The sequence below is a fragment of the Nocardioides bruguierae genome (assembly GCF_023656415.1).
In the GTDB taxonomy this organism is placed as follows: Bacteria; Actinomycetota; Actinomycetes; order Propionibacteriales; family Nocardioidaceae; genus Nocardioides; species Nocardioides bruguierae.
The window spans coordinates 288,716-309,906 of the sequence record NZ_JAMOIL010000001.1; the positions used below are offsets into that span (position 1 = coordinate 288,716).

Here is a 21,191-nt window from a genome sequence, read left to right on the forward strand (position 1 = left end):
GTGGCACGACTGGTCGAGGTCACCGACGCCGACGATCCCCGGCTCGCCGACTACCGGGACCTGCGCGACACCCAGCTGCGCCGCAGCCTCGAGGCCGAGCACGGCCTGTTCCTGGCCGAGGGGGAGAAGGTGGTGCGGCGGGCGGTGGCCGCCGGGTACCCGCCGCGCTCCTTCCTGATGAGCCCGCGCTGGGTCGAGGGCCTCCACGACGTCCTCGAGGCCGTCGACGTCGTCTGCTACGTCGCCCCCGAGCCGCTCCTCGAGGGGATCGTCGGGTTCCACCTGCACCGCGGGGCCCTGGCCTCGCTGGCGCGCACGCCGCTGCCGGCGGTCGCCGACGTGCTGGCGGGGGCACGCACCGTGGTGGTGCTCGAGGACATCGTCGACCACACGAACGTCGGCTCGGTCTTCCGCTCCGCCGCCGGCCTCGGGGTGGACGCGGTGCTGCTGGCGCCCCGGTGCGCGGACCCGCTGTACCGGCGCTCCGTGAAGGTCTCCATGGGCACCGTGTTCTCGGTGCCGTGGACGCGCGTCGAGGACTGGTACGCCGCCATGACCGACCTGTCGGCCGCCGGGTTCCGCACGGTGGCGCTCACGCTCGCCGAGGACTCCGTCGACCTCGCCGACGCCGTGGTGGGCGCGGAACGGCTCGCCCTGGTGCTCGGCACCGAGGGCGACGGTCTCTCGGCGCGCTGGCAGGCCTCCGCCGACGTCCGGGCGGTGATCCCCATGGCCGCCGGTGTCGACAGCCTCAACGTCGCCGCCGCGTCCGCCGTGGCCTGCTACGTCGCCGTGCGGCGGTAGCCCCGGCCCCAGGTCGGGCCCCGGGTCGGGCCCCGCGGCGAGCACCGGGGGCCCGTCCGAGGGGCGCTCAGGCCTCGAGCGGCCAGCCGGCCGGGTACTCCTCCACGGCCCGGTCGTGCTCCTTGGTCAGCTTCTTGCGAGCCTTCGTGGCGATCCGGTCGCCGAAGACGGTGCCCTGCAGGTGGTCGGTCTCGTGCTGCAGGCACCGTGCGAGCAGGCCGTCGCCCTCGAAGGCGACGGGCTCGCCGTCGAGGCCGGTGCCCGTGACCGCGGCGTGGTCGGGGCGGGAGCAGTCCACGAAGGCGCCGGGGTAGGACAGGCAGCCCTCGAGGTCGGTGTCGATCTGGCGGTCCTTGCCCTCGGGGAGGGTCAGGACGGGGTTGCAGACCACGCCGACCGTCCGCTCGCCGGAGGCGTCGGGACAGTCGAAGACGAAGATCGAGCGGTCCACGCCGATCTGGCACGCGGCCAGGCCCACCCCGTCGGCGGCGTACATGGTGGCGACCATGTCGGCAGCCAGCGCGCGCAGCTCGTCGTCGTAGGTGCTGACCGGCTCCTGCACGCGGTGCATCACGGGCTCGCCCCAGCGGGTGATCGCCCGCACGGAGCCGCCGGTGGGCAGCTGGCCGTGGGGGGCGTGCTCGGGCGGCGGGGGAACAGCGGTCTCCGACATGCGCAGGATCCTAGGGACGACGGCGGCCCAGCGCCCATCGAGGCCCCTCGGGGCCGCACCCGCGCCTCCGTCGTCCTGCCTTCGCGGGGCCTCTCACCCCCGGGGGTGAGAGGCCGGTGCCGGGAACGGGAACGCTGCCCCTCATGGACACCGAGAAGCGCATCCAGACGATCGTCGAGACCCTCGAGGACGCCTTCGGTGGGCTGATGCAGGCCGACCCGGCGGCGTTCCGCGGCAAGTACCGCAAGATGGCCAAGGACTCGCACGCATTCTACCGGGGCACGGCGTGCCTGTTCTTCCGGGACGTGACCGCGGGCCACGTGGACGACCTGGTGGGTCGCCCCGACGACTTCTCCGACGAGCGGTCGGGCCGGATCTGGGTCCACGGCGACCTGTACGTGGAGAACTTCGGCACCTACCTCGACTCCGACGGTCGGCTCGTCTTCGACGTCAACGACTTCGACGAGGCCTACGTGGGGTCCTGGACGTGGGACCTGCTGCGCTTCGCCGCCTCGCTGTCCCTCACGGGGTGGCAGAAGGCGCTGCCCGAGGACGACGTGCGCGACCTGGTCGCGGCCTACGTCCGGTCCTACCTGGACCAGGTGCGCACCTACGCGCAGGACCACGACGACGACTTCGCCCTCACCCTGGACAACACCTCCGGCCCGATCCGCGCGGCACTCGCCGCGGCCCGCCAGAACCGGCGCGCCGGCCTGCTCGACGCGAACACGACCCGCGAGGGCGAGGTGCGGATGTTCCTGGAGGACGCGACCATCCGCCGTCTCCCCGACGACGAGCGCGCCCGCGTGGAGGACGCCTACCGCCGCTACCTGGAGACGATCCCGGCCGACCGGCGCCGCTCCAGCGTCTTCCACGACCTGCGCGACGTGGCCGGCAAGTCCGGCTTCGGCATCGGCAGCGCGGGCCTGCCCGCCTACAGCCTGCTGATCGAGGGCCACAGCCAGGCGCTGGACAACGATGTCATCCTCTCGATGAAGCAGGCCAACGTGCCGGCCGTGAGCCGCTACGTCGACACCGACGCCGTCGAGCGGTACTTCGACCACGAGGGCCAGCGCACCGTCGTGTCCCAGCGCGCCCTCCAGGCCCACACCGACCCGCTGCTCGGCTGGACCGACATCGACGGCGTCGGCTACGTCGTCTCCGAGGTCTCCCCGTACGAGGAGGACCTGGACTGGGCCGACCTCACCGAGCCCGACGACATCCGGGAGGTGGTCGGGCTGCTGGGGCGCGCGACCGCCAAGATCCACTGCGCGTCGGACTCGGACTCCGACCAGGACCTCGTCGACTTCCAGGTCGAGGACGCCGTCCTCGCCTCGCTGGGGGAGCGCGAGGACGACCTGGTGTCGTGGCTCGCGGACGCCGGCGCCGCCTACGCCGAGCAGGTGCGCACCGACCACGGGCTGTTCGTCGAGGCCTTCCGGTCGGGCCGGATCTCGGTCTCGGCGACCTGAGGCACGCCCTCGGCTTCCCGCCTCAGCTCCCCGCCTCAGCCCAGCCTCCCGGCCCCGACCGAGGGGACGCCCAGCAGGTGGGCGGGCGCACGGAAGCCGGCGGTGACGAAGCGGGCGTCGATCGCCCGGACGACGGCGCTCACCCGCTCGGTCGGCACCAGCGAGACCGCCGAGCCGCCGAAGCCCCCGCCGGTCATCCGGGCGCCCACGGCGCCGGCCTCCACGGCGGTCTCCACCACCGTGTCGAGCTCCTCGCAGGAGATCTCGAAGTCGTCGCGCATGGAAACGTGGGAGGCCAGGAACAGTCGGCCGAGTGCGGCCCGGTCCTGCTCGGCGAGGGCCTCCACCGTGGCGGTGACCCGGGCGATCTCGGTGACGATGTGCCTGGCCCGACGGCGCAGCCGGTCGTCGGCCAGGCCCTCGACCTGCTCGAGGGTGGCCTCGCGCAGGCTGGGCAGCCCCAGCAGCCGGGCCGCCTCCTCGCAGTCGGCGCGGCGCGAGGCGTAGCCGCCGTCGTGCAGGGCGTGGGAGACCCGAGTGTCGGTGACCAGCACGGTGAGCCCGAGGTCGTCGAGGTCCAGCGGCACCGGGCGGTGCTCCCCGGAACGGAAGTCGATCAGGAGGGCCGCGCCGCCTCGTCCGTGCATGGCGATCGTCTGGTCCATGCCCCCCGTGGGGGCGCCGACGACCTCGGTCTCGGCCGTCATCGCCGCCCGCACGAGACGGGCGCGCAGGTCGTCGTCGAGCTCCTGGTCCGCCAGGGCGACGGCGGCCACCGCCACGGCGCACTCCAGCGCCGCCGAGCTGGACAGCCCCGCACCGAGCGGCACCGTCGAGTCGACCAGCACGTCCATGCCCGGCACCGGCACGCCCTCGCGCTCGGCCAGGGCCCACAGGACCCCGGCGGCGTACCCGGCCCAGCCCGGCGCCGCGGACGCCTCGGCGAGCGTGCCCTCCCAGGTCTCGTCGCTCTGGCGGCTGCGCACGCGGACCCGGTCGTCCGTGCGTCGGCGCGCGGCCGCGAACGTGGCGTGGGCCAGGGCGAGGGGCAGCACGAGCCCGGCGTTGTAGTCGGTGTGCTCGCCGATGAGGTTGACCCGGCCGGGCGCGCGTCCGACGACCTGCGCGGGCGCACCGAACGCCTCCCTGAACGCGCCGCCGAGATGCTCGGCGGTGGTCTGCGGGTCGCCCGGCTCCAGGAACGTCATGGCGTCACCCTAGGAGTCGTCGCTCGCGCGGCCGTTCACCCCTCCTGCCGCCTCCCTCCTGCCGCCACCCTCCTGCCGGGCGAACCGCGTGGTCCTCCACCGCGGCAGGCTGGAGCCATGGCAGCGCAGCAGACAGGCCCCACCGACGACGGGACGCGTGACGAGGCGGTGGACCCCGCCCTCGTCGAGCTCGCCCAGCAGATGCTCGACTGGGCCCGCGGGGGCGACACCGAGCGCGTGCTGGCCTACGTCGACGCCGGCGCGCCGGCGGACCTGACCGGCGCGGACGGCAACACGCTGCTCATGCTCGCCGCCTACCACGGTCACGCCGCCCTGGTGCGTGGCCTGGCCGAGCGTGGCGCCGACGTCGACCGCCTCAACGACCGCGGCCAGTCGCCGCTGGCCGGTGCCGTGTTCAAGGGCGAGGACGACGTCGTCAGCACCCTGCTGGCCCTGGGCGCCGACCTCGACCACGGCGCCCCCACCGCCCGCGCCACCGCCGAGATGTTCGGCCGCAGCCTCACCTGAGACCGGCGGTCGTCCTTCGGCTCACGTTTGGTCACCAACCCGGTGCTCCGGCCCGGATCCGACAGCGTTGGTGACCAAACCCGGGGTACCGGGACGTTCGGCTGCCCCAGGGTTGCCGGGGCTGGCGTACCGTCCGGGCACGTGCAGTTCCTCCACGAGACACCCCGCCACGACCTGACCTACGACGACGTCTTCATGGTCCCCGGGCCCAGCTCGGTCGCCAGCCGCTACGACGTCGACCTCGCCAACACGGACGGCACCGGGGCGACCGTGCCGCTGGTGGTGGCGAACATGACCGCCATCGCCGGCAAGCGGATGGCCGAGACCGTCGCCCGCCGCGGTGGCCTGGTGGTGATCCCGCAGGACATCCCCGTCCCGGTGGTCACCGAGGTGGTCCGCTTCGTGAAGTCGCGGCACCACGTCTACGACACCCCGATCGTGCTGCGTCCCGACCAGACGGTCGCCGAGGCCCTGGCCCTGATGCCGAAGCGGGCGCACCGGGCCGCCGTCGTCCTCGCCGAGGGTCGCCCGGTCGGCCTGGTGACCGTCGAGGACTGCGCCGAGGTCGACCGGTTCGCCCAGGTGCACCAGGTCATGCGGCCCATCGAGGTGCAGGTGGACGCCGGCACCGACGCCCGCACCGCCTTCGACCGGATCGACGCGGCCCGCGCGCCCCTCGCGGTCGCCGTCGACCAGGACGGCGGCCTGGCCGGCGTCCTGACCCGGGCCGGCGCCCTGCGCGCGACCCTCTACCGCCCCGCCCTGGACGCCACGGGCGGGCTGCGCGTCGCCGCCGCCGTCGGGGTGAACGGGGACGTCGCCGGCAAGGCCGCCGAGCTGCTCGCCGCGGGCGTCGACTGCCTGGTCGTGGACACCGCCCACGGTCACCAGGACCGGATGCTCGAGGCGCTGGCGGCGGTGCGGGCCCTCGCGCCCACCGTGCCCGTGGTCGCGGGCAACGTGGTCTCGGCGGCGGGCACCCGGGCGCTGGTCGAGGCCGGCGCCGACATCGTCAAGGTGGGCGTGGGGCCCGGCGCCATGTGCACCACACGGATGATGACCGGGATGGGTCGGCCGCAGTTCTCCGCCGTGCTGGAGTGCGCCGCGGCCGCCCGTGACCTCGGCGCGCACGTGTGGGCCGACGGCGGCGTGCGGCACCCGCGCGACGTGGCGCTGGCGCTCGCGGCCGGCGCCTCCAGCGTGATGATCGGTTCCTGGTTCGCCGGCACCCACGAGTCGCCGGGCGACCTCGTCGAGGACGGCGGCCGTCAGTACAAGGTGTCCTTCGGGATGGCCTCGGCCCGCGCCGTGGCGAACCGGACGACGGGGGAGTCGGCCTACGACCGGGCCCGCAAGGGCCTCTACGAGGAGGGCATCTCGGCCTCGCGGATGTACCTGGACCCCGCACGTCCGGGCGTGGAGGACCTCATCGACCAGATCTGCTCGGGCGTCCGCTCCGCCTGCACCTACGCGGGTGCCGCGAGCATCGCCGAGCTGCACGAGAACGTGACCGTGGGCGTGCAGTCCGCCGCGGGCTACGCCGAGGGACGCCCGCTGGCCACCAGCTGGTGACCTGCTGCCGGCCCGCTGCCGGGTCGGCTCCTAGCGGGAGGACCGGGCCGTGCGCCCGCGCACCACGCCGATGAAGGCCTGGATGCGCGGGTCCTCGTCCCGGTCCTTGAGCCAGGCGAGGCCGACCTTGGTGCCGGGCAGGTCGGTGACGACGCGGTGCGTGGCGTCGCGGCGGTGGTACAGGCGCGCCACCGACATCGGGACGACGGCCACGCCGGTACCCGCGGCGACGGTCTCGACCGCGTCCTTCTCGCTCATGGGCGGCCAGGGCAGCTGCTCGACAGCGGGCACCCAGCCGGACCGCTCGGGCAGCACCAGCTGCTCCTCGGCCAGGTCCTCGGTGGAGACCTCCTCCAGGAGGCTGAGCAGGTGCTCGTGGCCCATGACGGCCACGGGGAGCTCCTCGTAGAGCGGGATGCAGTGCAGCCCGAGGCCGTCGCGGTCGACCGGCAGGCGGACCAGCGCCATGTCGAGGGTGCGGTCCACCAGGCCGTCGGTCTGCGCGTCCTCGGTGAGCGGCACGAGCTCCATGCCGGAGGAGATGCGGCCGCGGTAGACGCGGGCCCACTTGTCCGGGGTCGCCCCGGTCACGAACCCGACACGCAGCGGCCAGTCCTCGAGGTGCCCGTCCATGCGCCCAGCCTAGGTGCCACGCCGTCGTCCACCCGCCTCGACGGGCTCTCCGACGATCGTGGCGACCCAGGCGTCGGCCCGCGGGTCAGGCGATCTCCAGCACCTCGTCGCCCGAGGCGCACAGCAGGCACGCGTCGACGGCGTCGGCGTCCTCGAGACCGAGATCGGTGCGCCACTGGTGCAGGAAGCGGCCGGCGCCGGTGCCGTCGTCGTAGACGCGCTCCTCGCCGTACCAGTGCAGCCGGGAGGTGGCCATGACCCACTCGTAGACGAGCACGGTCTCGCGGGTGCCGGTGATGGGCGGGTGCGCGGCGGCGACGAGGCGGGCGACGGCGGTGGCCTCGGCGTCCGGCACGACGTCGACGGCCTTGTGGCCGCGCAGGCCGGCGGGGCACAGGTCGCAGCGCTCGTCGCGTCCCTGGAGCGCGCGATGGGAGTGCAGGAACGCGGCGGCCTGGGAGAGCGAGGGGTAGACGTGCAGCCCGGGCTCGGTGGTCTCCGAGGACGTCAGCAGGAACAGGTAGAGGGCCAGGGTGTCCTCGACGTCGTGCCAGCCCACCTCGTGGCTGCCCATCACCAGGTCGAGGGTGGCGAACAGCTCCTCGTCGAGGTGCGGCAGCGGCGCGATCGCGGCGACCGCGCCCCGTCGGCGGCTCGTGCGGCAGGCGGCGGCCCAGAGTCCGTCCATGGAGTCCATGTGTGCGTCCCATCCGTAGGTCTCGCGACCCCTCGGGCGTCCGTGCCGTCACAGGGGTACCTCTGAGCCTTCGGCGCAGAGTCGGACGTCCTGAGCCCCTGACCGGCATCCGTAGGACAAGATCCGGACAACTCGGTGAACAGGCGTGAAAACGCCGGAAGGGCGGCCCGGGGGCCGCCCTTCCGTCTTCCTGTGTCCGAGGGGGGACTTGAACCCCCACCCCCTATACGGGGACTAGCACCTCAAGCTAGCGCGTCTGCCTATTCCGCCACCCGGACGAGGTGGTGGAACCGTAGCAAGACACCGCCGCGACTCACCAATCGGGACGCCACACCCCTGTCTTTCCGCAGGTCAGAACCACATCTGCGGCCGGCGTGCGGCTCGCACGGGCGAACACCCCGCCGGGGCGAGGGCCCGCCCACGACCACGATGGCATGCTGAGGCCCATGGCTCCCCACGACGCAGCGACCGCCCCGACCGAGCCCACCGCCCCCGGCTACGACCCCGCGGCCGAGGTCGTCGACCTGTGCCGCGACCTGATCCGGTTCGACACCTCCAACTACGGCGAGGCCGAGGGCCCCGGCGAGCGCAAGGCCGCGGAGCACGTGGCCACGCTGCTCGACGAGGTCGGCATCTCCTCGGAGGTCATCGAGGGCTTCGACGGCCGCACGAACGTGGTCGCGCGCTGGGGCGGCAACGGCTCCGCGGAGTCCCGGGCCAAGGGCGCCCTGCTCGTCCACGGCCACCTCGACGTCGTCCCTGCTGCCGCCGAGGACTGGCAGGTGCACCCCTTCTCCGGCGAGGTGCAGGACGGCTACGTGTGGGGCCGTGGCGCCGTCGACATGAAGGACTTCGACGCGATGCTGCTCTCAAGCGTGCGGGCGCGCGCCCGCGCGGGCGTGGTGCCCGACCGCGAGATGGTCCTCTGCTTCACCGCGGACGAGGAGGCGGGCGGCCACCGCGGCGCGGAGGTGCTGATCGAGCAGCACCGCCACCTGTTCGAGGGCTGCACGGAGGCGGTCGGCGAGGTCGGCGGCTTCTCCACCACGGTGCGCGGCCGCCGCGTGTACCTGATCGAGGCCGCCGAGAAGGGGATGGCCTGGATGCGGCTGACCGCCCGTGGCCGCGCCGGGCACGGCTCGATGATCAACGACGACAACGCCGTGACCCGCCTGGCGGCGGCGGTGGCCCGCGTGGGCGCCTACGAGTGGCCGGTGCGCCTGACGCCCACGATGGAGGTCTGCCTGGCCGCGGTCGGCGAGCTGGCGGGCGTCGAGGCCACCCCCGAGAACGCGCCGGGGCTGATCGAGGAGTTCGGGCCGGCGGCCCGCATGCTCGGCGCCGTGATCCGCAACGTCGCCAGCCCCACCCAGCTGGAGGCCGGGTACAAGGTCAACGTCATCCCCACCGAGGCCACCGCCCACATGGACGGCCGGTTCCTGCCGGGCTTCGAGGACGAGTTCTTCGCCACCATGGCCGACCTGCTCGGCGAGGGCGTGGAGATGGACTTCGTCTCCCACCAGCAGCCCTGGGAGAGCCCGTACGAGGGCGACACGGTGCGCGCCATGCACCGCTCGCTGATGGCCGAGGACCCCGATGCCCTTGTCGCGCCGTACCTGATGAGCGCGGGCACCGACGCCAAGCACTTCCGCAAGCTGGGGCTGCAGTCCTACGGCTTCGCGCCGCTGCGGCTGCCGGCGGACCTCGACTTCACCGCGCTCTTCCACGGCGTGGACGAGCGGGTGCCGGTGGACGCGCTCGAGTTCGGCGCGCGCGTGCTCGACCGGTTCCTCGGCGACGCCTGACGCGTGACGCCTGACGTCTGACCCCTGATACGGGCGTGGCCGGCCGGTGGCCGGTCAGGCCGTGCGGACGGCCCGGATGATCTTGCGGCGCAGGGTCACCCGGCGCACGCCGTCGGCGGTGATCCGCACGCGGTCGAGCTCCCACCCGCCGTGCTCGGCGCGCTCGACCAGCAGCTTGCGCACGACGTTGCGACCCAGCTCACGACTGAAGTTCACGCGCTCGAACTCCCACTCGACACCGGGTCGAGGGGCACGTCGGTCTGTTCGTGGCATCGGGACCTCCCCGGGGACGGACGAGCGACGGCGGAGCGGAGGTCAGTCCGCGCTGACGTCGTCGAGGGCTGCGGTGATCTCTGCCGGCAGGACGACGTCCTCGACTCTGAGGGCCTCGCGCAGCTGCGCGGTCGTGCGAGCCCCCACGATAGGGGCCGTGACAAGGGGACGGTCGCGCAGCCAGGCCAGCGCCACCTGGGTGGGGGAGAGGTCGAGCCCCTCGGCGGCGCGCACGACGGCACCGACCACGGAGCCGGCCCGCTCGTCGAGGTACGCCTCCACGAACCGCCGCCAGTGCTCCGAGGCGGCCCGGGAGTCCGAGGGCAGCCCGGTGCGGTACTTGCCGGTCAGCACGCCGCGTCCCAGGGGGGACCAGGCGAACAGCCCCACCTCGAGGGCCTCCAGCGCTGCGGCCGTGTCCAGCTCCACCGAGCGGTTGAGCAGGGAGTACTCGACCTGGTTCGACACGATCGGCGTGCGCCCGGGCACCGCCCTCTGCCAGGTGGCGGCCTGCGCGACCTGCCAGCCGGCGTGGTTGGAGAGCCCGACGTAGCGGGCGCGGCCGGTCGCCACGGCGTGGTCGAGCGCCGCGAGGGTCTCCTCGACCGGGGTGTACGGATCCGGGGCGTGGACCTGCCAGAGGTCGACGTGGTCGGTGCCGAGACGACGCAGGGACGCGTCGAGGCCGCTGAGCAGCCGCCCGCGCGAGGCGTCCACGTGCCGTCGTCCGCGCCTGGTCTCGAGGCCGGACTTGGTGGCCAGCACCAGGTCGTCGCGGGCCACGACCGGCCCGATCAGCTCGCCGAGCAGCTCCTCGGCACGGCCGTCGGTGTACACCCCGGCGGTGTCGACGAGGGTGCCGCCGGCGCCCACGAAGGCGGTCAGGAGGTCGCGCGCCTCGTGCTCGTCGGTCTCGCGACCCCACGTCATCGTGCCGAGACCGAGGCGGGAGACCCGCAGGCCCGAGGCACCCACGCTGCGCTGCTGCATGGCGGAAAACCTAGCGGGACGAGGGCCCGTGACCGTGCATCCCCGGCCGCTCGAGCCGTGCCCGGGCGAGATCCGCCACGCGCAGTGGCGTTGCTCACGCCCTCCGCGGGAGCAGGCAGCGGCGGCGGGTCCGGTCAGGTGCGGTGCAGGTCCTGGCCCTATTGTCAGGGCCCGTGGTCGATCTCCTCCAGGCAGTCGTGCTCGGCATCATCCAGGGACTCACCGAGTTCCTGCCGATCTCCTCCAGCGCACACCTGCGCATCTACCCCGAGCTGTTCGGCTGGGGCGACCCCGGTGCCGCGTTCACCGCGGTCATCCAGATCGGCACCGAGCTGGCGGTGCTCGTCTACTTCCGCAACGACATCGCGCGGATCATCAAGGCGTGGGTCCTGGCCCTGTTCAAGCCCGAGTGGCGCGGGCACGCCGACGCCCGCCTGGGCTGGTACATCATCGTGGGCTCGCTGCCGATCGTGGTGCTCGGCATCGCGCTCAAGGACGTGATCGAGAACGACCTGCGCTCCCTGTGGATCGTCGGCACCACCCTGATCGTCCTCGGCCTCGTCCTCGGCCTGGCCGACCGGATCGGCGCCAACCGCCGCGCCATCGGCGAGCTGACCATGCGGGACGCGATCCTCATGGGCTTCGCGCAGGCAGCCGCCCTGGTGCCCGGCGTCTCCCGCTCCGGCGCCACGCTGTCGATGGGCCGCTTCCTCGGCTACGAGCGGGCCGCCGCGACCCGCTTCGCCTTCCTGCTGGCCATCCCCGCCGTCATCGGTGCCGGCCTGTTCGAGCTGAAGGACGTCATCGGCTGCGAGCCCGGCACCGAGGCCTGCGCCAACAGCTACACCGGGCTCGACACCTTCGTCGCCACGGTGGTCTCGTTCGTCGTCGGCTACGCCGTCATCGCCTGGCTGCTGCGGTGGGTCACCACCCGCACCTACACCCCGTTCGTCGTCTACCGGGTCGTGCTCGGTGCCGCCGTCCTCGTCCTCGTCGGGACCGGGGTCCTCGCGGCCTGAACCGACGCCACTGCTCGGGTTTGGTCACCAACCCGGGGTTTACGGGCGTTCAGCACCACGTTGGTGACCAAACGTGAGGTCCCGGGTCGGCCTCAGAGCCACCCGGACCGCTTGAAGAACACCCAGAGCCCGACGACGGCGGAAACCATCAGCAGCAACGCGAACGGGTAGCCGAACGTCCAGGACAGCTCCGGCATGTGGGTGAAGTTCATGCCGTAGACGCCCGCGATCAGGGTCGGGACGACCACGAGCGCGGCCCCGGCCGAGATCTTGCGCATGTCGTCGTTCTGCTGGATGCCCAGCCGCGCGACCGAGGCGTCGAAGGCGGTCGAGAGCAGGCTGTCGAGCGAGTCCACGGCCTCGGCGGCCTGGTTGAGGTGGTCGAGCACGTCGCGGAAGAAGGGGCCGGCCTCCTCGGCGATGCCGCTGACGGCGCCCGAGGAGAAGCGCCGCATCGGCTCGCGCAGCGGCATCACCGCGCGGCGGGCCTCGGCGATCTCGCGCTTGAGCGTGTAGATCCGCATCGAGTCGTCGGTGCGGGCGGGGGAGAAGACCGAGACCTCCACCTCGTCCACGTCGACCTGGAGGTCCTCGACGACCTTCAGGTAGCCGTCGACGACGTGGTCGGTGACGGCGTAGACGACGGACGACGGCCCGTGGCTGAGCACCTGCTGCTGCCGCTCCAGCGTCTGCCGGGCCGTGGCCAGCTCCGAGCCGCCGCCGTGCCGCACCGTGATCACGAAGTCCTCCCCGACGAACAGGGCGACCTCGCCGGTCTCGACCGCGTCCTCGGCGTCGACGTACCAGAGCGTCTTGAGGACGAGGAACAGGCTGTCGTCGTAGCGCTCCAGCTTGGGCCGCTGGTGGGCGGTGAGCGCGTCCTCGACGGCCAAGGGGTGCAGCCCGAAGGCGTCGGCCACCTCGGCGAGCTCGCGCTGCCCCGGGTCGTGCAGCCCCACCCACACGAACCCGCGCTCGCCGTCCGCGTGCTGGTCGGGGCGGGCGACAGCAGCGCGCAGCCGCGCGAAGTCCTGCGGCGCACAGCCCACGTCGACGCGACGTCCCTGCAGGTAGGCGGCGGAGTCCACGATCACGCTCGGCACGCTAGTCCTCGCGGGCGGCCGACCGCGGCCCCCACGCGGGTGGGCACCGCTGGGTAGGGTCGCGGCCATGGCGACGGTCATCCTCCTGCGGCACGGACGCACCACTGCGAACGCCTCGGGCGTGCTGGCCGGCCGCACCGCCGGCGTCCGCCTCGACCAGACGGGACGCGAGCAGGCCCGGCGTGCCGGGGAGCGGCTCGCCCCGGTGCCCCTGGCCGCCGCGGTGGTCAGCCCGCTGGAGCGGTGCCGACAGACCGCCCGCCTGGTGCTCGACGCCCAGCAGGGCGAGGTCCCCAGCGCGATCGAGAGGGGCATCAGCGAGTGCGACTACGGCGAGTGGCAGGGCCGCGCGCTGAAGGACCTCGCCGCCGAGCCGCTGTGGAAGGTCGTGCAGGCCCAGCCCTCGGCCGTGCACTTCCCTGGCGGGGAGTCCATGCCCACCATGCAGGCGCGCGCGGTGGCTGCCGTGCGACGCCACGACGCCGCCGTCCAGGCCGCCCACGGCCCCCACGCCGTCTGGCTGGCCGTGAGCCACGGCGACATCATCAAGGCGCTGCTCGCCGACGCCCTCGGCATGCACCTGGACCTGTTCCAGCGGCTGCACGTCGACCCGGCGTCCATCTCGATCGTCCGCTTCGGCGACTCCCGGCCCACCGTGCTCGCCCAGAACACCCACGCCGGCGACCTGTCCTGGCTCAAGCCCCCGGCCTCGACCGAGGCACCCGCCTCCGACGACGCGGCGGTCGGCGGGGGAGCGGGTCCGGGGGAACCCCCGGCCGGGGTCTCCGCCTAGGCTGACGACATGCCTCTCGTCCACTCCTTCGACCCGCCGGAGCGCTTCGTCGCCGGCACCGTCGGCGAACCCGGTCAGCGCACCTTCTTCCTGCAGGCGCGGGAGGGTGCGCGGCTCGTCAGCGTGGCCCTGGAGAAGCAGCAGGTCGCCGCGCTCGCCGAGCGGGTCGACGAGCTCCTGGACGAGGTCATGTCCACGGACGGCGGCGCCGCCGTCGTCCCCGCGATGGCACCGCTCGGCTCGGCCGACAACTCCCCGCTCGACCAGCCGATCGAGGAGGAGTTCCGCGCCGGCACCATGACGCTGTCGTGGGACCCCGACGACGCCCGCGTGGTGATCGAGGTCTTCCCGTTCACCGAGGCCGCCGTCGTCAGCCCGGACCAGCTCGACGAGGAGCTGACCGAGCCGGAGCCCGAGGAGCTGCTTCTCGTCCGCCTGACCCCCGGGGCCGCCCGCGCGTTCGTGCAGCGCGCCGAGCGGGTCGTGGGCGCCGGGCGGCCGGCCTGCCCGTTCTGCGGGCTCCCCGTCGACCCGGAGGGCCACCTGTGCGTGCGCGCCAACGGGTTCAAGCGCCGCGACCCGGTGTGACGCGCCACCGGTGACCGACGTCGACGTGGAGGCGGAGCTGCGCGAGGGCGACCTCGCGCTGGACGGTCGCGTCCTCTCCGCCTCCAACGCCACCTTCGTCGGCGAGGTCGCCGGCACCCGCGTCGTCTACAAGCCGGTGGCGGGGGAGAAGCCGCTGTGGGACTTCCCCGGCGCCGTCCTCGCCCGCCGCGAGGTGGCCGCCTACGAGGTGGCCCGCACCTTCGCCGGCGACGACTTCCCCGTACCCGTGCCCCGCACCTGGCTGCGCGACGGCCCGCACGGCGAGGGCATGGTGCAGGAGTGGCAGGAGCCGGACGAGGCGCAGGACGCGGTCGCGATCGTGCCGTCGCGCGCGGTGCCGGAGGGCTACCTGCACGTCTTCGACGGGTACGACGCCCGCGACCGCGAGGTCTCGCTCGTGCACGAGGACAGCCCGCAGCTGCGCCGGCTGGCCGTGCTCGACGTGATCATCAACAACGCCGACCGCAAGGGCGGGCACGTGCTGGAGATGCCCGGCGGGCACCGCTACGGCATCGACCACGGGATCGCCTTCCACAGCGAGCACAAGCTGCGCACGGTGCTGTGGGGGTGGCTCGGCGAGCCGCTGGACGAGGAGTCCTGCGAGGCGGTGACCCGCGTGCGGGTCGGGCTCGCCGGCGGGCTCGGCGCCACGCTGGCGTCCCTGCTGGACCCGCTGGAGGTCGACTGCGTCGCCCGGCGGTGCGACCGGCTGCTCGCCTCCGGTGTGATGCCGGCCCCGCCCGGGGACGGACCTGCCATCCCCTGGCCGCCCTTCTGAGGGCCGGGGACTAGTGTCGGGCCCATGCGCGCCTGGTCTGCCCCGGACGTCCCCACCACCCCCGTCGCCCCCGCGGTCTCGCTGCACGACACCGCCACCGCGGGTCGCGTCGAGCTCGTCCCCGACGGCCCGGCCCGGCTCTACGTCTGCGGCATCACGCCCTACGACGCCACCCACATGGGGCACGCGTCCACGTACGTCGCCTTCGACCTGCTCAACCGTGCCTGGCGCAGCGCCGGCCACGCGGTCACCTACGTCCAGAACGTCACCGACGTCGACGACCCGCTGCTGGAGCGCGCCGACCGCGACGACATCGAGTGGACCGCCCTCGCCGAGCGCGAGACCGAGCTGTTCCGCGGCGACATGGAGGCACTACGGGTGCTCCCGCCGGACACCTACATGGGGGCGGTGGAGTCGATCCCGCTGGTCATCGCGCTCATCGAGCGCCTCCAGGAGCTCGGCGCCGTCTACCAGGTCGAGACCGACCTGTACTTCTCGGTGACCGCCGACGGCGCCTTCGGCGAGGAGTCCGGGTTCTCGCGCGAGACCATGCTGGAGATCTTCCCCCAGCGTGGCGGCGACCCCGACCGCGCCGGCAAGAAGGACCCCCTCGACGCCCTCCTGTGGCGCGGCGAGCGGCCCGGCGAGCCCGCGTGGCCCTCGCCCTTCGGCCCCGGCCGGCCCGGCTGGCACATCGAGTGCGCCGCCATCGCGCTGGAGCACCTCGGCGCCACCTTCGACGTCCAGGGCGGTGGCTCCGACCTGGTCTTCCCGCACCACGAGATGTGCGCCTCGCACGTCCAGGTCGCCGCCGCCGCGCCGTTCGCCAAGGCCTACGGGCACGCCGGCATGGTCGCCTACGACGGCGAGAAGATGTCGAAGTCCAAGGGCAACCTGGTCTTCGTCTCCCGTCTCCGGGCTGCCGACGTCGACCCGATGGCCGTGCGGCTCACCCTGCTGCGTCACCACTACCGCAGCGACTGGGAGTGGACCGACGCCGAGCTGGTGCGCAGCCTCGAGCAGGTCGACATCTGGCGCCGCGCCCTGGCCCTGGGCGCCGGCGCCCCGACTGCTCCGGTCGTCACCGGGGTCCTCGACGCGCTCGCCGACGATCTCGACGCCCCCCGGGCGGTCGCGCTCGTCGACGCCTGGGCCGAGGCCACCCTCGCCGGTGACACCACGGACGGCGACGCCGCCGCCGTCCTCGCCCCCGTGCTGGACGCCGCGCTCGGCGTGCTGGTCTGAGACTGCCGGGCCGGGCCTGACTGCCGGTGGGTCCACCCCACGTTTGGTCACCAACGTGGGGTCAGGAGGCTTCCCGGACTGGGTTGGTGACCAAACCCGAGGTCGGAGCCCGTGCCACCGACCCTGGCCGGGCGTCGGTCAGTCGTCGTCCTGACGCCGCTTGAGGTACCGCTCGAACTCCCGGGCGATGGCCTCGCCGGAGGCCTCGGGCAGGTCGGCGGTGTCGCGGGTCTCCTCGAGGGAGCGGACGTAGTCGGCGATGTCGTCGTCCTCCTCCGCCAGCTCGTCGACGCCGCGCTCCCAGGCGCGGGCGTCCTCGGGCAGCTCGCCCAGGGGGATCGAGATCTCCAGCAGGTCCTCGAGCTGTCCGATGAGCGCCAGCGCGGCCTTGGGGCACGGCGGCTGTGCGACGTAGTGGGGCACGGCCGCCCAGTAGGAGACGGCCGGCATGTCGATCCGCACGCAGGCGTCCTGGAAGACCCCGACGATCCCGGTCGGGCCCTCGTAGGTGGACTGCTCGAGCTTGAGCCGGTCCACCAGCTCGGGCTCGGTGGCCGTGCCGGTGACGGGGATGGGCCGGGTGTGCGGGGTGTCGGCCAGCAGGGCCGCCAGCGTGACGACCAGGCCGCCACCGAGCTCGTCGATCGCGGCGAGGATCTCGGTGCAGAACTGCTTCCACCGCATGTTCGGCTCGATGCCGCGCACGAGGATGACGTCACGGTTCATGCCCGGCGGGGAGCAGACGGCGATCTTCGTCGTGGGCCACGTGATGCGTCGCATCCCGTGCTCGTCGTTGCCCACCACGGGCCGGTTGACCTGGAAGTCGTAGAAGTCCTCCGGGTCCAGCTGCGCGACGACGCGCGCGTCCCAGACGTCCAGCAGGTGGTCCACGACGGACGAGGAGGCGTCCGCGGCGTCGTTCCAGCCCTCGAAGGCCGCGATGACGATGGGGTCCACCAGGTCGGGGGCTTCGTCGAACTCGATCACCCACCCACCCTAGAGCCGCCGGGCCACGATTTCCCCGCTCGCGCAGCCTGGTGTCACGCTTGTGATCCACCCTCGCCGTCGAACGGGACCTCCCTCACCTCCGGCCGGACCCACGGCGGCCCCGAGAGGAGCACGCGTGAGCGTCCCGAGCACCGCCGACACCCAGCCGCAGGCACCCGTCGAGGGCGTCGCGGCCATGGACCGGGTCGACGCCACCGACTGGCGTCCCGACGTCCACGAGGTGCTCGCCGAGATGCTGCGCGAGCGCATCCTCGTCCTCGACGGCGCCATGGGGACCGCGATCCAGCGCGACAGGCCGGACGAGGCGGGCTACCGCGGCGTCCGCTTCGCCGACTACGCCGGCGGCGACCTGGTCGGCAACAACGACCTGCTGACCATCACCCAGCCGCAGATCATCGAGAGCATCCACCGCGAGTACCTCGAGGCCGGCGCGGACGTCATCGAGACCAACACGTTCAACGCGAACTCGGTCTCGCTGGCCGACTACGGCCTCCAGGCGCTGGCCTACGAGCTGAACCTGGAGTCCGCCCGGCTGGCCCGGCGCGCCGCTGACACGGTCGCCACGCCCGAGCGGCCCCGCTACGTCGCCGGCGCCCTGGGGCCGACCACGCGGACGGCGTCCATCTCGCCCGACGTCAACGACCCCGGCGCCCGCAACGTGGTCTGGGACGACCTCGTGCCCGCCTACCTCGAGGCCGCCCGCGGGCTCGTGGACGGCGGCGCGGACCTGCTGATCATCGAGACGATCTTCGACACCCTCAACGCCAAGGCCGCGATCTTCGCGGTCGAGCAGCTGTTCGTCGAGTCCGGACGCCGCTGGCCGGTGATCATCTCGGGCACCATCACGGACGCCAGCGGGCGCACCCTCTCCGGTCAGACCACCGAGGCGTTCTGGAACTCGGTGCGGCATGCCAAGCCCCTGGCCATCGGCCTCAACTGCGCCCTGGGCGCCGCCGAGATGCGGCCCTACATCGCCGAGATGAGCCGCATCGCGGACACGTTCGTCTCCTGCTACCCCAACGCCGGCCTGCCGAACGCGTTCGGCGAGTACGACGAGGTCGCCGAGCAGACGGCGGCCGTCGTGGGCGAGTTCGCCGACGCCGGGCTGGTCAACATCGTCGGCGGCTGCTGCGGCACCACCCCGCAGCACGTGGCGGCGGTGGCCGCGCGGGTGGCGCAGGTGGCGCCGCGTCCCGTGCCCGAGGTGGCCCCCGCCATGCGCCTCTCCGGCCTGGAGCCGTTCACCATCGACGGCGACTCCCTGTTCGTCAACGTCGGCGAGCGCACCAACATCACCGGCTCGGCGAAGTTCCGCAACCTGATCAAGGACGGCGACTACGACACCGCCCTGTCGGTGGCGGCGCAGCAGGTCGAGAACGGCGCGCAGGTCATCGACGTCAACATGGACGAGGGGATGATCGACGGGGTCGCGGCGATGGACCGCTTCCTCAAGCTGGTCGCCTCCGAGCCCGACATCTCCCGCGTCCCGGTGATGGTCGACTCCTCGAAGTTCGAGGTGATCGAGGCCGGCCTGAAGTGCGTGCAGGGCAAGGCGATCGTCAACTCGATCTCGCTGAAGGAGGGCGAGGAGCCCTTCCGGGAGCACGCCCGGCTCTGCAAGGCCTACGGTGCCGCGGCCGTCGTCATGGCCTTCGACGAGGACGGCCAGGCCGACAACCTCGCCCGCCGCCAGGAGATCTGCGCCCGCGCCTACCGCATCCTGGTCGAGGAGGAGGGCTTCCCGGCCGAGGACATCATCTTCGACCCCAACGTCTTCGCCGTCGCCACGGGCATCGAGGAGCACGCCACCTACGGCACCGACTTCATCGAGGCCGCGCGCTGGATCACCGAGAACCTGCCCGGGGCCAAGATCTCCGGCGGCATCTCGAACGTGTCGTTCTCCTTCCGCGGCAACAACGTCGTGCGCGAGGCGATCCACGCCGTCTTCCTGTTCCACGCGATCAGGGCCGGGCTCACGATGGGCATCGTCAACGCCGGCGCCCTCGTCGTCTACGACCAGGTCGACCCCGAGCTGCGCGACGCCATCGAGGACGTCGTCCTCAACCGACCCACCCCCGACGGCACCGACGCCACCGAGCGACTGCTGGAGATCGCCGAGCGGTTCCGCGGCACCGCCGCCGAGACCGAGGCGAAGACCGAGGAGTGGCGCTCGCTGCCCGCCGCCGAGCGGATCACCCACGCCCTGGTGAAGGGCATCGACGCGCACGTCGAGGCCGACACCGAGGAGCTGCGCGCCGAGATCGAGGGCCGCGGCGGTCGCCCGATCGAGGTCATCGAGGGCCCGCTCATGGACGGCATGGACGTCGTCGGCGACCTGTTCGGCTCCGGCAAGTTGTTCCTGCCGCAGGTCGTGAAGTCCGCGCGCGTGATGAAGAAGGCCGTCGCCTACCTCATCCCGTTCATCGAGGAGGAGAAGCGGACCAACCCTTCGCTCGCCTCGGCCAAGGGCTCCAACGGCACCGTGATCATGGCGACGGTCAAGGGCGACGTGCACGACATCGGCAAGAACATCGTCGGCGTCGTCCTGGCCTGCAACAACTTCGAGGTCATCGACCTCGGCGTCATGGTGCCGGCGCAGAAGATCCTGGACGCCGCCAAGGAGCACGACGCGGACGTGATCGGGCTGTCCGGGCTCATCACCCCGTCGCTGGACGAGATGGTCTCCTTCGCGGCCGAGATGCAGCGCCTGGGGATGGACCTGCCGCTGATGATCGGCGGCGCCACCACGTCCCGTGCCCACACGGCCGTGAAGGTCGACCCGCGTTACGAGGGCCCGGTCATCTGGGTGAAGGACGCCTCGCGGTCGGTGCCGGTGGTCTCCCAGCTGCTGAACCCGGAGCGTCGGGTGAAGCTGATGGCCGACACCAAGGCCGACTACGACGGGCTGCGCGAGCGGCACGCCGGCAAGTCCGAGCGCAAGCTCATCGGCATCGACGACGCCCGCGCCCAGGCGACCCCGATCGACTGGACCGGCTACGTCCCGCCCGTGCCCGCCACGCCCGGCGTGCACGTGCTGGCCGACTACCCGATCAGCGAGCTGCGCGAGTACATCGACTGGCAGCCGTTCTTCAACGCCTGGGAGATGAAGGGCAAGTTCCCCGACATCCTCAACTCGCCCAGCCACGGCGAGACCGCGCGCAAGCTCTACGACGACGCCCAGGCGATGCTGGACCGGATCGTCGAGGAGAAGTGGGTGACCGCCCACGGCGTCTACGGCCTCTTCCCCGCGGCCTCGGACGGCGACGACGTGGTCGTCTACGACGACGAGACCCGCTCCTCGACGAAGGCGGTGCTGCACCAGCTGCGGCAGCAGGGCGAGCACCGGGCGGGCGTCCCGCACCGGGCGCTCTCCGACTTCGTCGCGCCCGTCTCCACCGGGCTGGCCGACCACGTCGGTGCGTTCGCGGTGACCGCCGGCATCGGGCTGCCCGAGCGGGTCCAGCAGTTCAAGGACGACCTGGACGACTACAACGCGATCCTGCTCGAGGCGCTCGCCGACCGGCTGGCCGAGGCGTTCGCGGAGCGGCTGCACCAGCGGGTGCGGACCGAGTTCTGGGCCTCCGACGCCGAGGAGTCCCTCGACAACGAGGCGCTCATCGCGGAGAGGTACCGCGGCATCCGCCCGGCCCCGGGCTACCCGGCCTGCCCCGACCACACCGAGAAGCAGACCATCTGGGAGCTGCTCGACGTCGAGGCCTCCACCGGCATCACGCTCACCGAGTCGATGGCCATGTGGCCCGGCGCGTCGGTCTCCGGCGTCTACTACTCCCACCCCGAGTCGCAGTACTTCGTCGTCGGTCGTCTCGGTCGGGACCAGATCGCCGACTACGCCGAGCGCAAGGGCTGGGACGTCGCCACCGCCGAGAAGTGGCTCTCCCCGAACCTGGGCTACGACCCGGAGGACTGAGCCTCCTGACCCCACGTTTGGTCACCAACCCGGTCTCCAGAGGCCCCGAGCAC

Annotated in this window: 19 protein-coding genes and 1 tRNA gene; 11 read left to right on the forward strand and 9 right to left on the reverse strand. The window is 72.9% G+C overall.

Annotated elements, in window-relative coordinates; genetic code table 11:
* Positions 1-804: a TrmH family RNA methyltransferase gene (locus tag M8330_RS01425; RefSeq protein WP_250825878.1), complete on the forward strand. Its 804-nt coding sequence runs from the start codon at positions 1-3 to the stop codon at positions 802-804.
* 67 nt (positions 805-871) lie between these two features.
* Here M8330_RS01425 and def read toward each other — a convergent pair whose 3' ends face one another.
* Positions 872-1,477, reverse strand: a complete 606-nt coding sequence (def, locus tag M8330_RS01430) for a peptide deformylase (RefSeq protein WP_250825879.1) — start codon at positions 1,475-1,477, stop codon at positions 872-874.
* Between the two features lie 143 nt (positions 1,478-1,620).
* Between def and M8330_RS01435 the strand changes: the two genes are divergently transcribed.
* On the forward strand, positions 1,621-2,949 hold the full coding sequence (locus M8330_RS01435; RefSeq protein WP_250825880.1) for a DUF2252 domain-containing protein: 1,329 nt from the start codon (positions 1,621-1,623) through the stop codon (positions 2,947-2,949).
* Positions 2,950-2,984: 35 nt separating this feature from the next.
* On the opposite strand, the gene galK is transcribed toward M8330_RS01435, so the two are convergent.
* Positions 2,985-4,157: a galactokinase gene (galK, locus tag M8330_RS01440; protein WP_250825881.1), complete on the reverse strand. Its 1,173-nt coding sequence runs from the start codon at positions 4,155-4,157 to the stop codon at positions 2,985-2,987.
* 117 nt (positions 4,158-4,274) lie between these two features.
* On the opposite strand from galK, the gene M8330_RS01445 reads away from it, so the two are divergent.
* Together M8330_RS01445 and M8330_RS01450 are read left to right on the forward strand one after the other, a co-directional pair.
* Entirely contained in the window at positions 4,275-4,685 is a 411-nt protein-coding gene (locus tag M8330_RS01445; RefSeq protein WP_250054411.1) for an ankyrin repeat domain-containing protein, read from the forward strand.
* A 141-nt stretch (positions 4,686-4,826) separates the two neighbouring features.
* The gene (locus M8330_RS01450) at positions 4,827-6,257 is read left to right on the forward strand and encodes a GuaB1 family IMP dehydrogenase-related protein (protein WP_250825882.1); all 1,431 of its coding nucleotides are present in this window, start codon (positions 4,827-4,829) and stop codon (positions 6,255-6,257) included.
* A 30-nt stretch (positions 6,258-6,287) separates the two neighbouring features.
* On the opposite strand, the gene M8330_RS01455 is transcribed toward M8330_RS01450, so the two are convergent.
* From M8330_RS01455 to M8330_RS01465, 3 genes are all read right to left on the reverse strand, one after another.
* On the reverse strand, positions 6,288-6,890 hold the full coding sequence (locus M8330_RS01455) for a LysR family transcriptional regulator substrate-binding protein (protein ID WP_250054415.1): 603 nt from the start codon (positions 6,888-6,890) through the stop codon (positions 6,288-6,290).
* Positions 6,891-6,975: 85 nt separating this feature from the next.
* Complete coding sequence (locus M8330_RS01460; protein WP_250054416.1) at positions 6,976-7,587, reverse strand: hypothetical protein; 612 nt, start codon at positions 7,585-7,587, stop codon at positions 6,976-6,978.
* 193 nt (positions 7,588-7,780) lie between these two features.
* Positions 7,781-7,865: transfer RNA gene (locus M8330_RS01465), tRNA-Leu, on the reverse strand.
* Between the two features lie 168 nt (positions 7,866-8,033).
* On the opposite strand from M8330_RS01465, the gene M8330_RS01470 reads away from it, so the two are divergent.
* Complete coding sequence (locus M8330_RS01470; protein WP_250825883.1) at positions 8,034-9,392, forward strand: M20/M25/M40 family metallo-hydrolase; 1,359 nt, start codon at positions 8,034-8,036, stop codon at positions 9,390-9,392.
* A 54-nt stretch (positions 9,393-9,446) separates the two neighbouring features.
* On the opposite strand, the gene M8330_RS01475 is transcribed toward M8330_RS01470, so the two are convergent.
* Together M8330_RS01475 and M8330_RS01480 are read right to left on the reverse strand one after the other, a co-directional pair.
* The gene (locus M8330_RS01475; protein WP_250054420.1) at positions 9,447-9,665 is read right to left on the reverse strand and encodes a DUF5703 family protein; all 219 of its coding nucleotides are present in this window, start codon (positions 9,663-9,665) and stop codon (positions 9,447-9,449) included.
* A 42-nt stretch (positions 9,666-9,707) separates the two neighbouring features.
* Complete coding sequence (locus tag M8330_RS01480; RefSeq protein ID WP_250054422.1) at positions 9,708-10,655, reverse strand: aldo/keto reductase; 948 nt, start codon at positions 10,653-10,655, stop codon at positions 9,708-9,710.
* 173 nt (positions 10,656-10,828) lie between these two features.
* On the opposite strand from M8330_RS01480, the gene M8330_RS01485 reads away from it, so the two are divergent.
* On the forward strand, positions 10,829-11,674 hold the full coding sequence (locus M8330_RS01485; RefSeq protein WP_250054424.1) for an undecaprenyl-diphosphate phosphatase: 846 nt from the start codon (positions 10,829-10,831) through the stop codon (positions 11,672-11,674).
* Between the two features lie 92 nt (positions 11,675-11,766).
* On the opposite strand, the gene corA is transcribed toward M8330_RS01485, so the two are convergent.
* Complete coding sequence (gene corA / locus M8330_RS01490; RefSeq protein WP_250825884.1) at positions 11,767-12,768, reverse strand: magnesium/cobalt transporter CorA; 1,002 nt, start codon at positions 12,766-12,768, stop codon at positions 11,767-11,769.
* Positions 12,769-12,844: 76 nt separating this feature from the next.
* Between corA and M8330_RS01495 the strand changes: the two genes are divergently transcribed.
* Genes M8330_RS01495 through mshC form a run of 4 tightly spaced genes read left to right on the forward strand, consistent with a single transcriptional unit; the run spans position 12,845 to position 16,202 of the window.
* Positions 12,845-13,570, forward strand: a complete 726-nt coding sequence (locus M8330_RS01495; RefSeq protein ID WP_250825885.1) for a histidine phosphatase family protein — start codon at positions 12,845-12,847, stop codon at positions 13,568-13,570.
* Between the two features lie 9 nt (positions 13,571-13,579).
* On the forward strand, positions 13,580-14,158 hold the full coding sequence (locus tag M8330_RS01500) for a DUF3090 domain-containing protein (RefSeq protein ID WP_250054430.1): 579 nt from the start codon (positions 13,580-13,582) through the stop codon (positions 14,156-14,158).
* Between the two features lie 10 nt (positions 14,159-14,168).
* Complete coding sequence (locus tag M8330_RS01505; protein WP_250825886.1) at positions 14,169-14,957, forward strand: SCO1664 family protein; 789 nt, start codon at positions 14,169-14,171, stop codon at positions 14,955-14,957.
* A 24-nt stretch (positions 14,958-14,981) separates the two neighbouring features.
* Positions 14,982-16,202 carry a cysteine--1-D-myo-inosityl 2-amino-2-deoxy-alpha-D-glucopyranoside ligase gene (mshC, locus tag M8330_RS01510; protein ID WP_250825887.1) on the forward strand — a complete coding sequence of 407 codons (1,221 nt, stop codon included), beginning with the start codon at positions 14,982-14,984 and terminating at the stop codon, positions 16,200-16,202.
* A 138-nt stretch (positions 16,203-16,340) separates the two neighbouring features.
* Here the strand turns inward: mshC and M8330_RS01515 are convergent, their stop codons facing one another.
* The gene (locus tag M8330_RS01515; protein ID WP_250054436.1) at positions 16,341-17,189 is read right to left on the reverse strand and encodes a PAC2 family protein; all 849 of its coding nucleotides are present in this window, start codon (positions 17,187-17,189) and stop codon (positions 16,341-16,343) included.
* 196 nt (positions 17,190-17,385) lie between these two features.
* On the opposite strand from M8330_RS01515, the gene metH reads away from it, so the two are divergent.
* Entirely contained in the window at positions 17,386-21,138 is a 3,753-nt protein-coding gene (gene metH, locus M8330_RS01520) for a methionine synthase (RefSeq protein ID WP_250826039.1), read from the forward strand.
* Positions 21,139-21,191 lie beyond the last annotated feature (53 nt).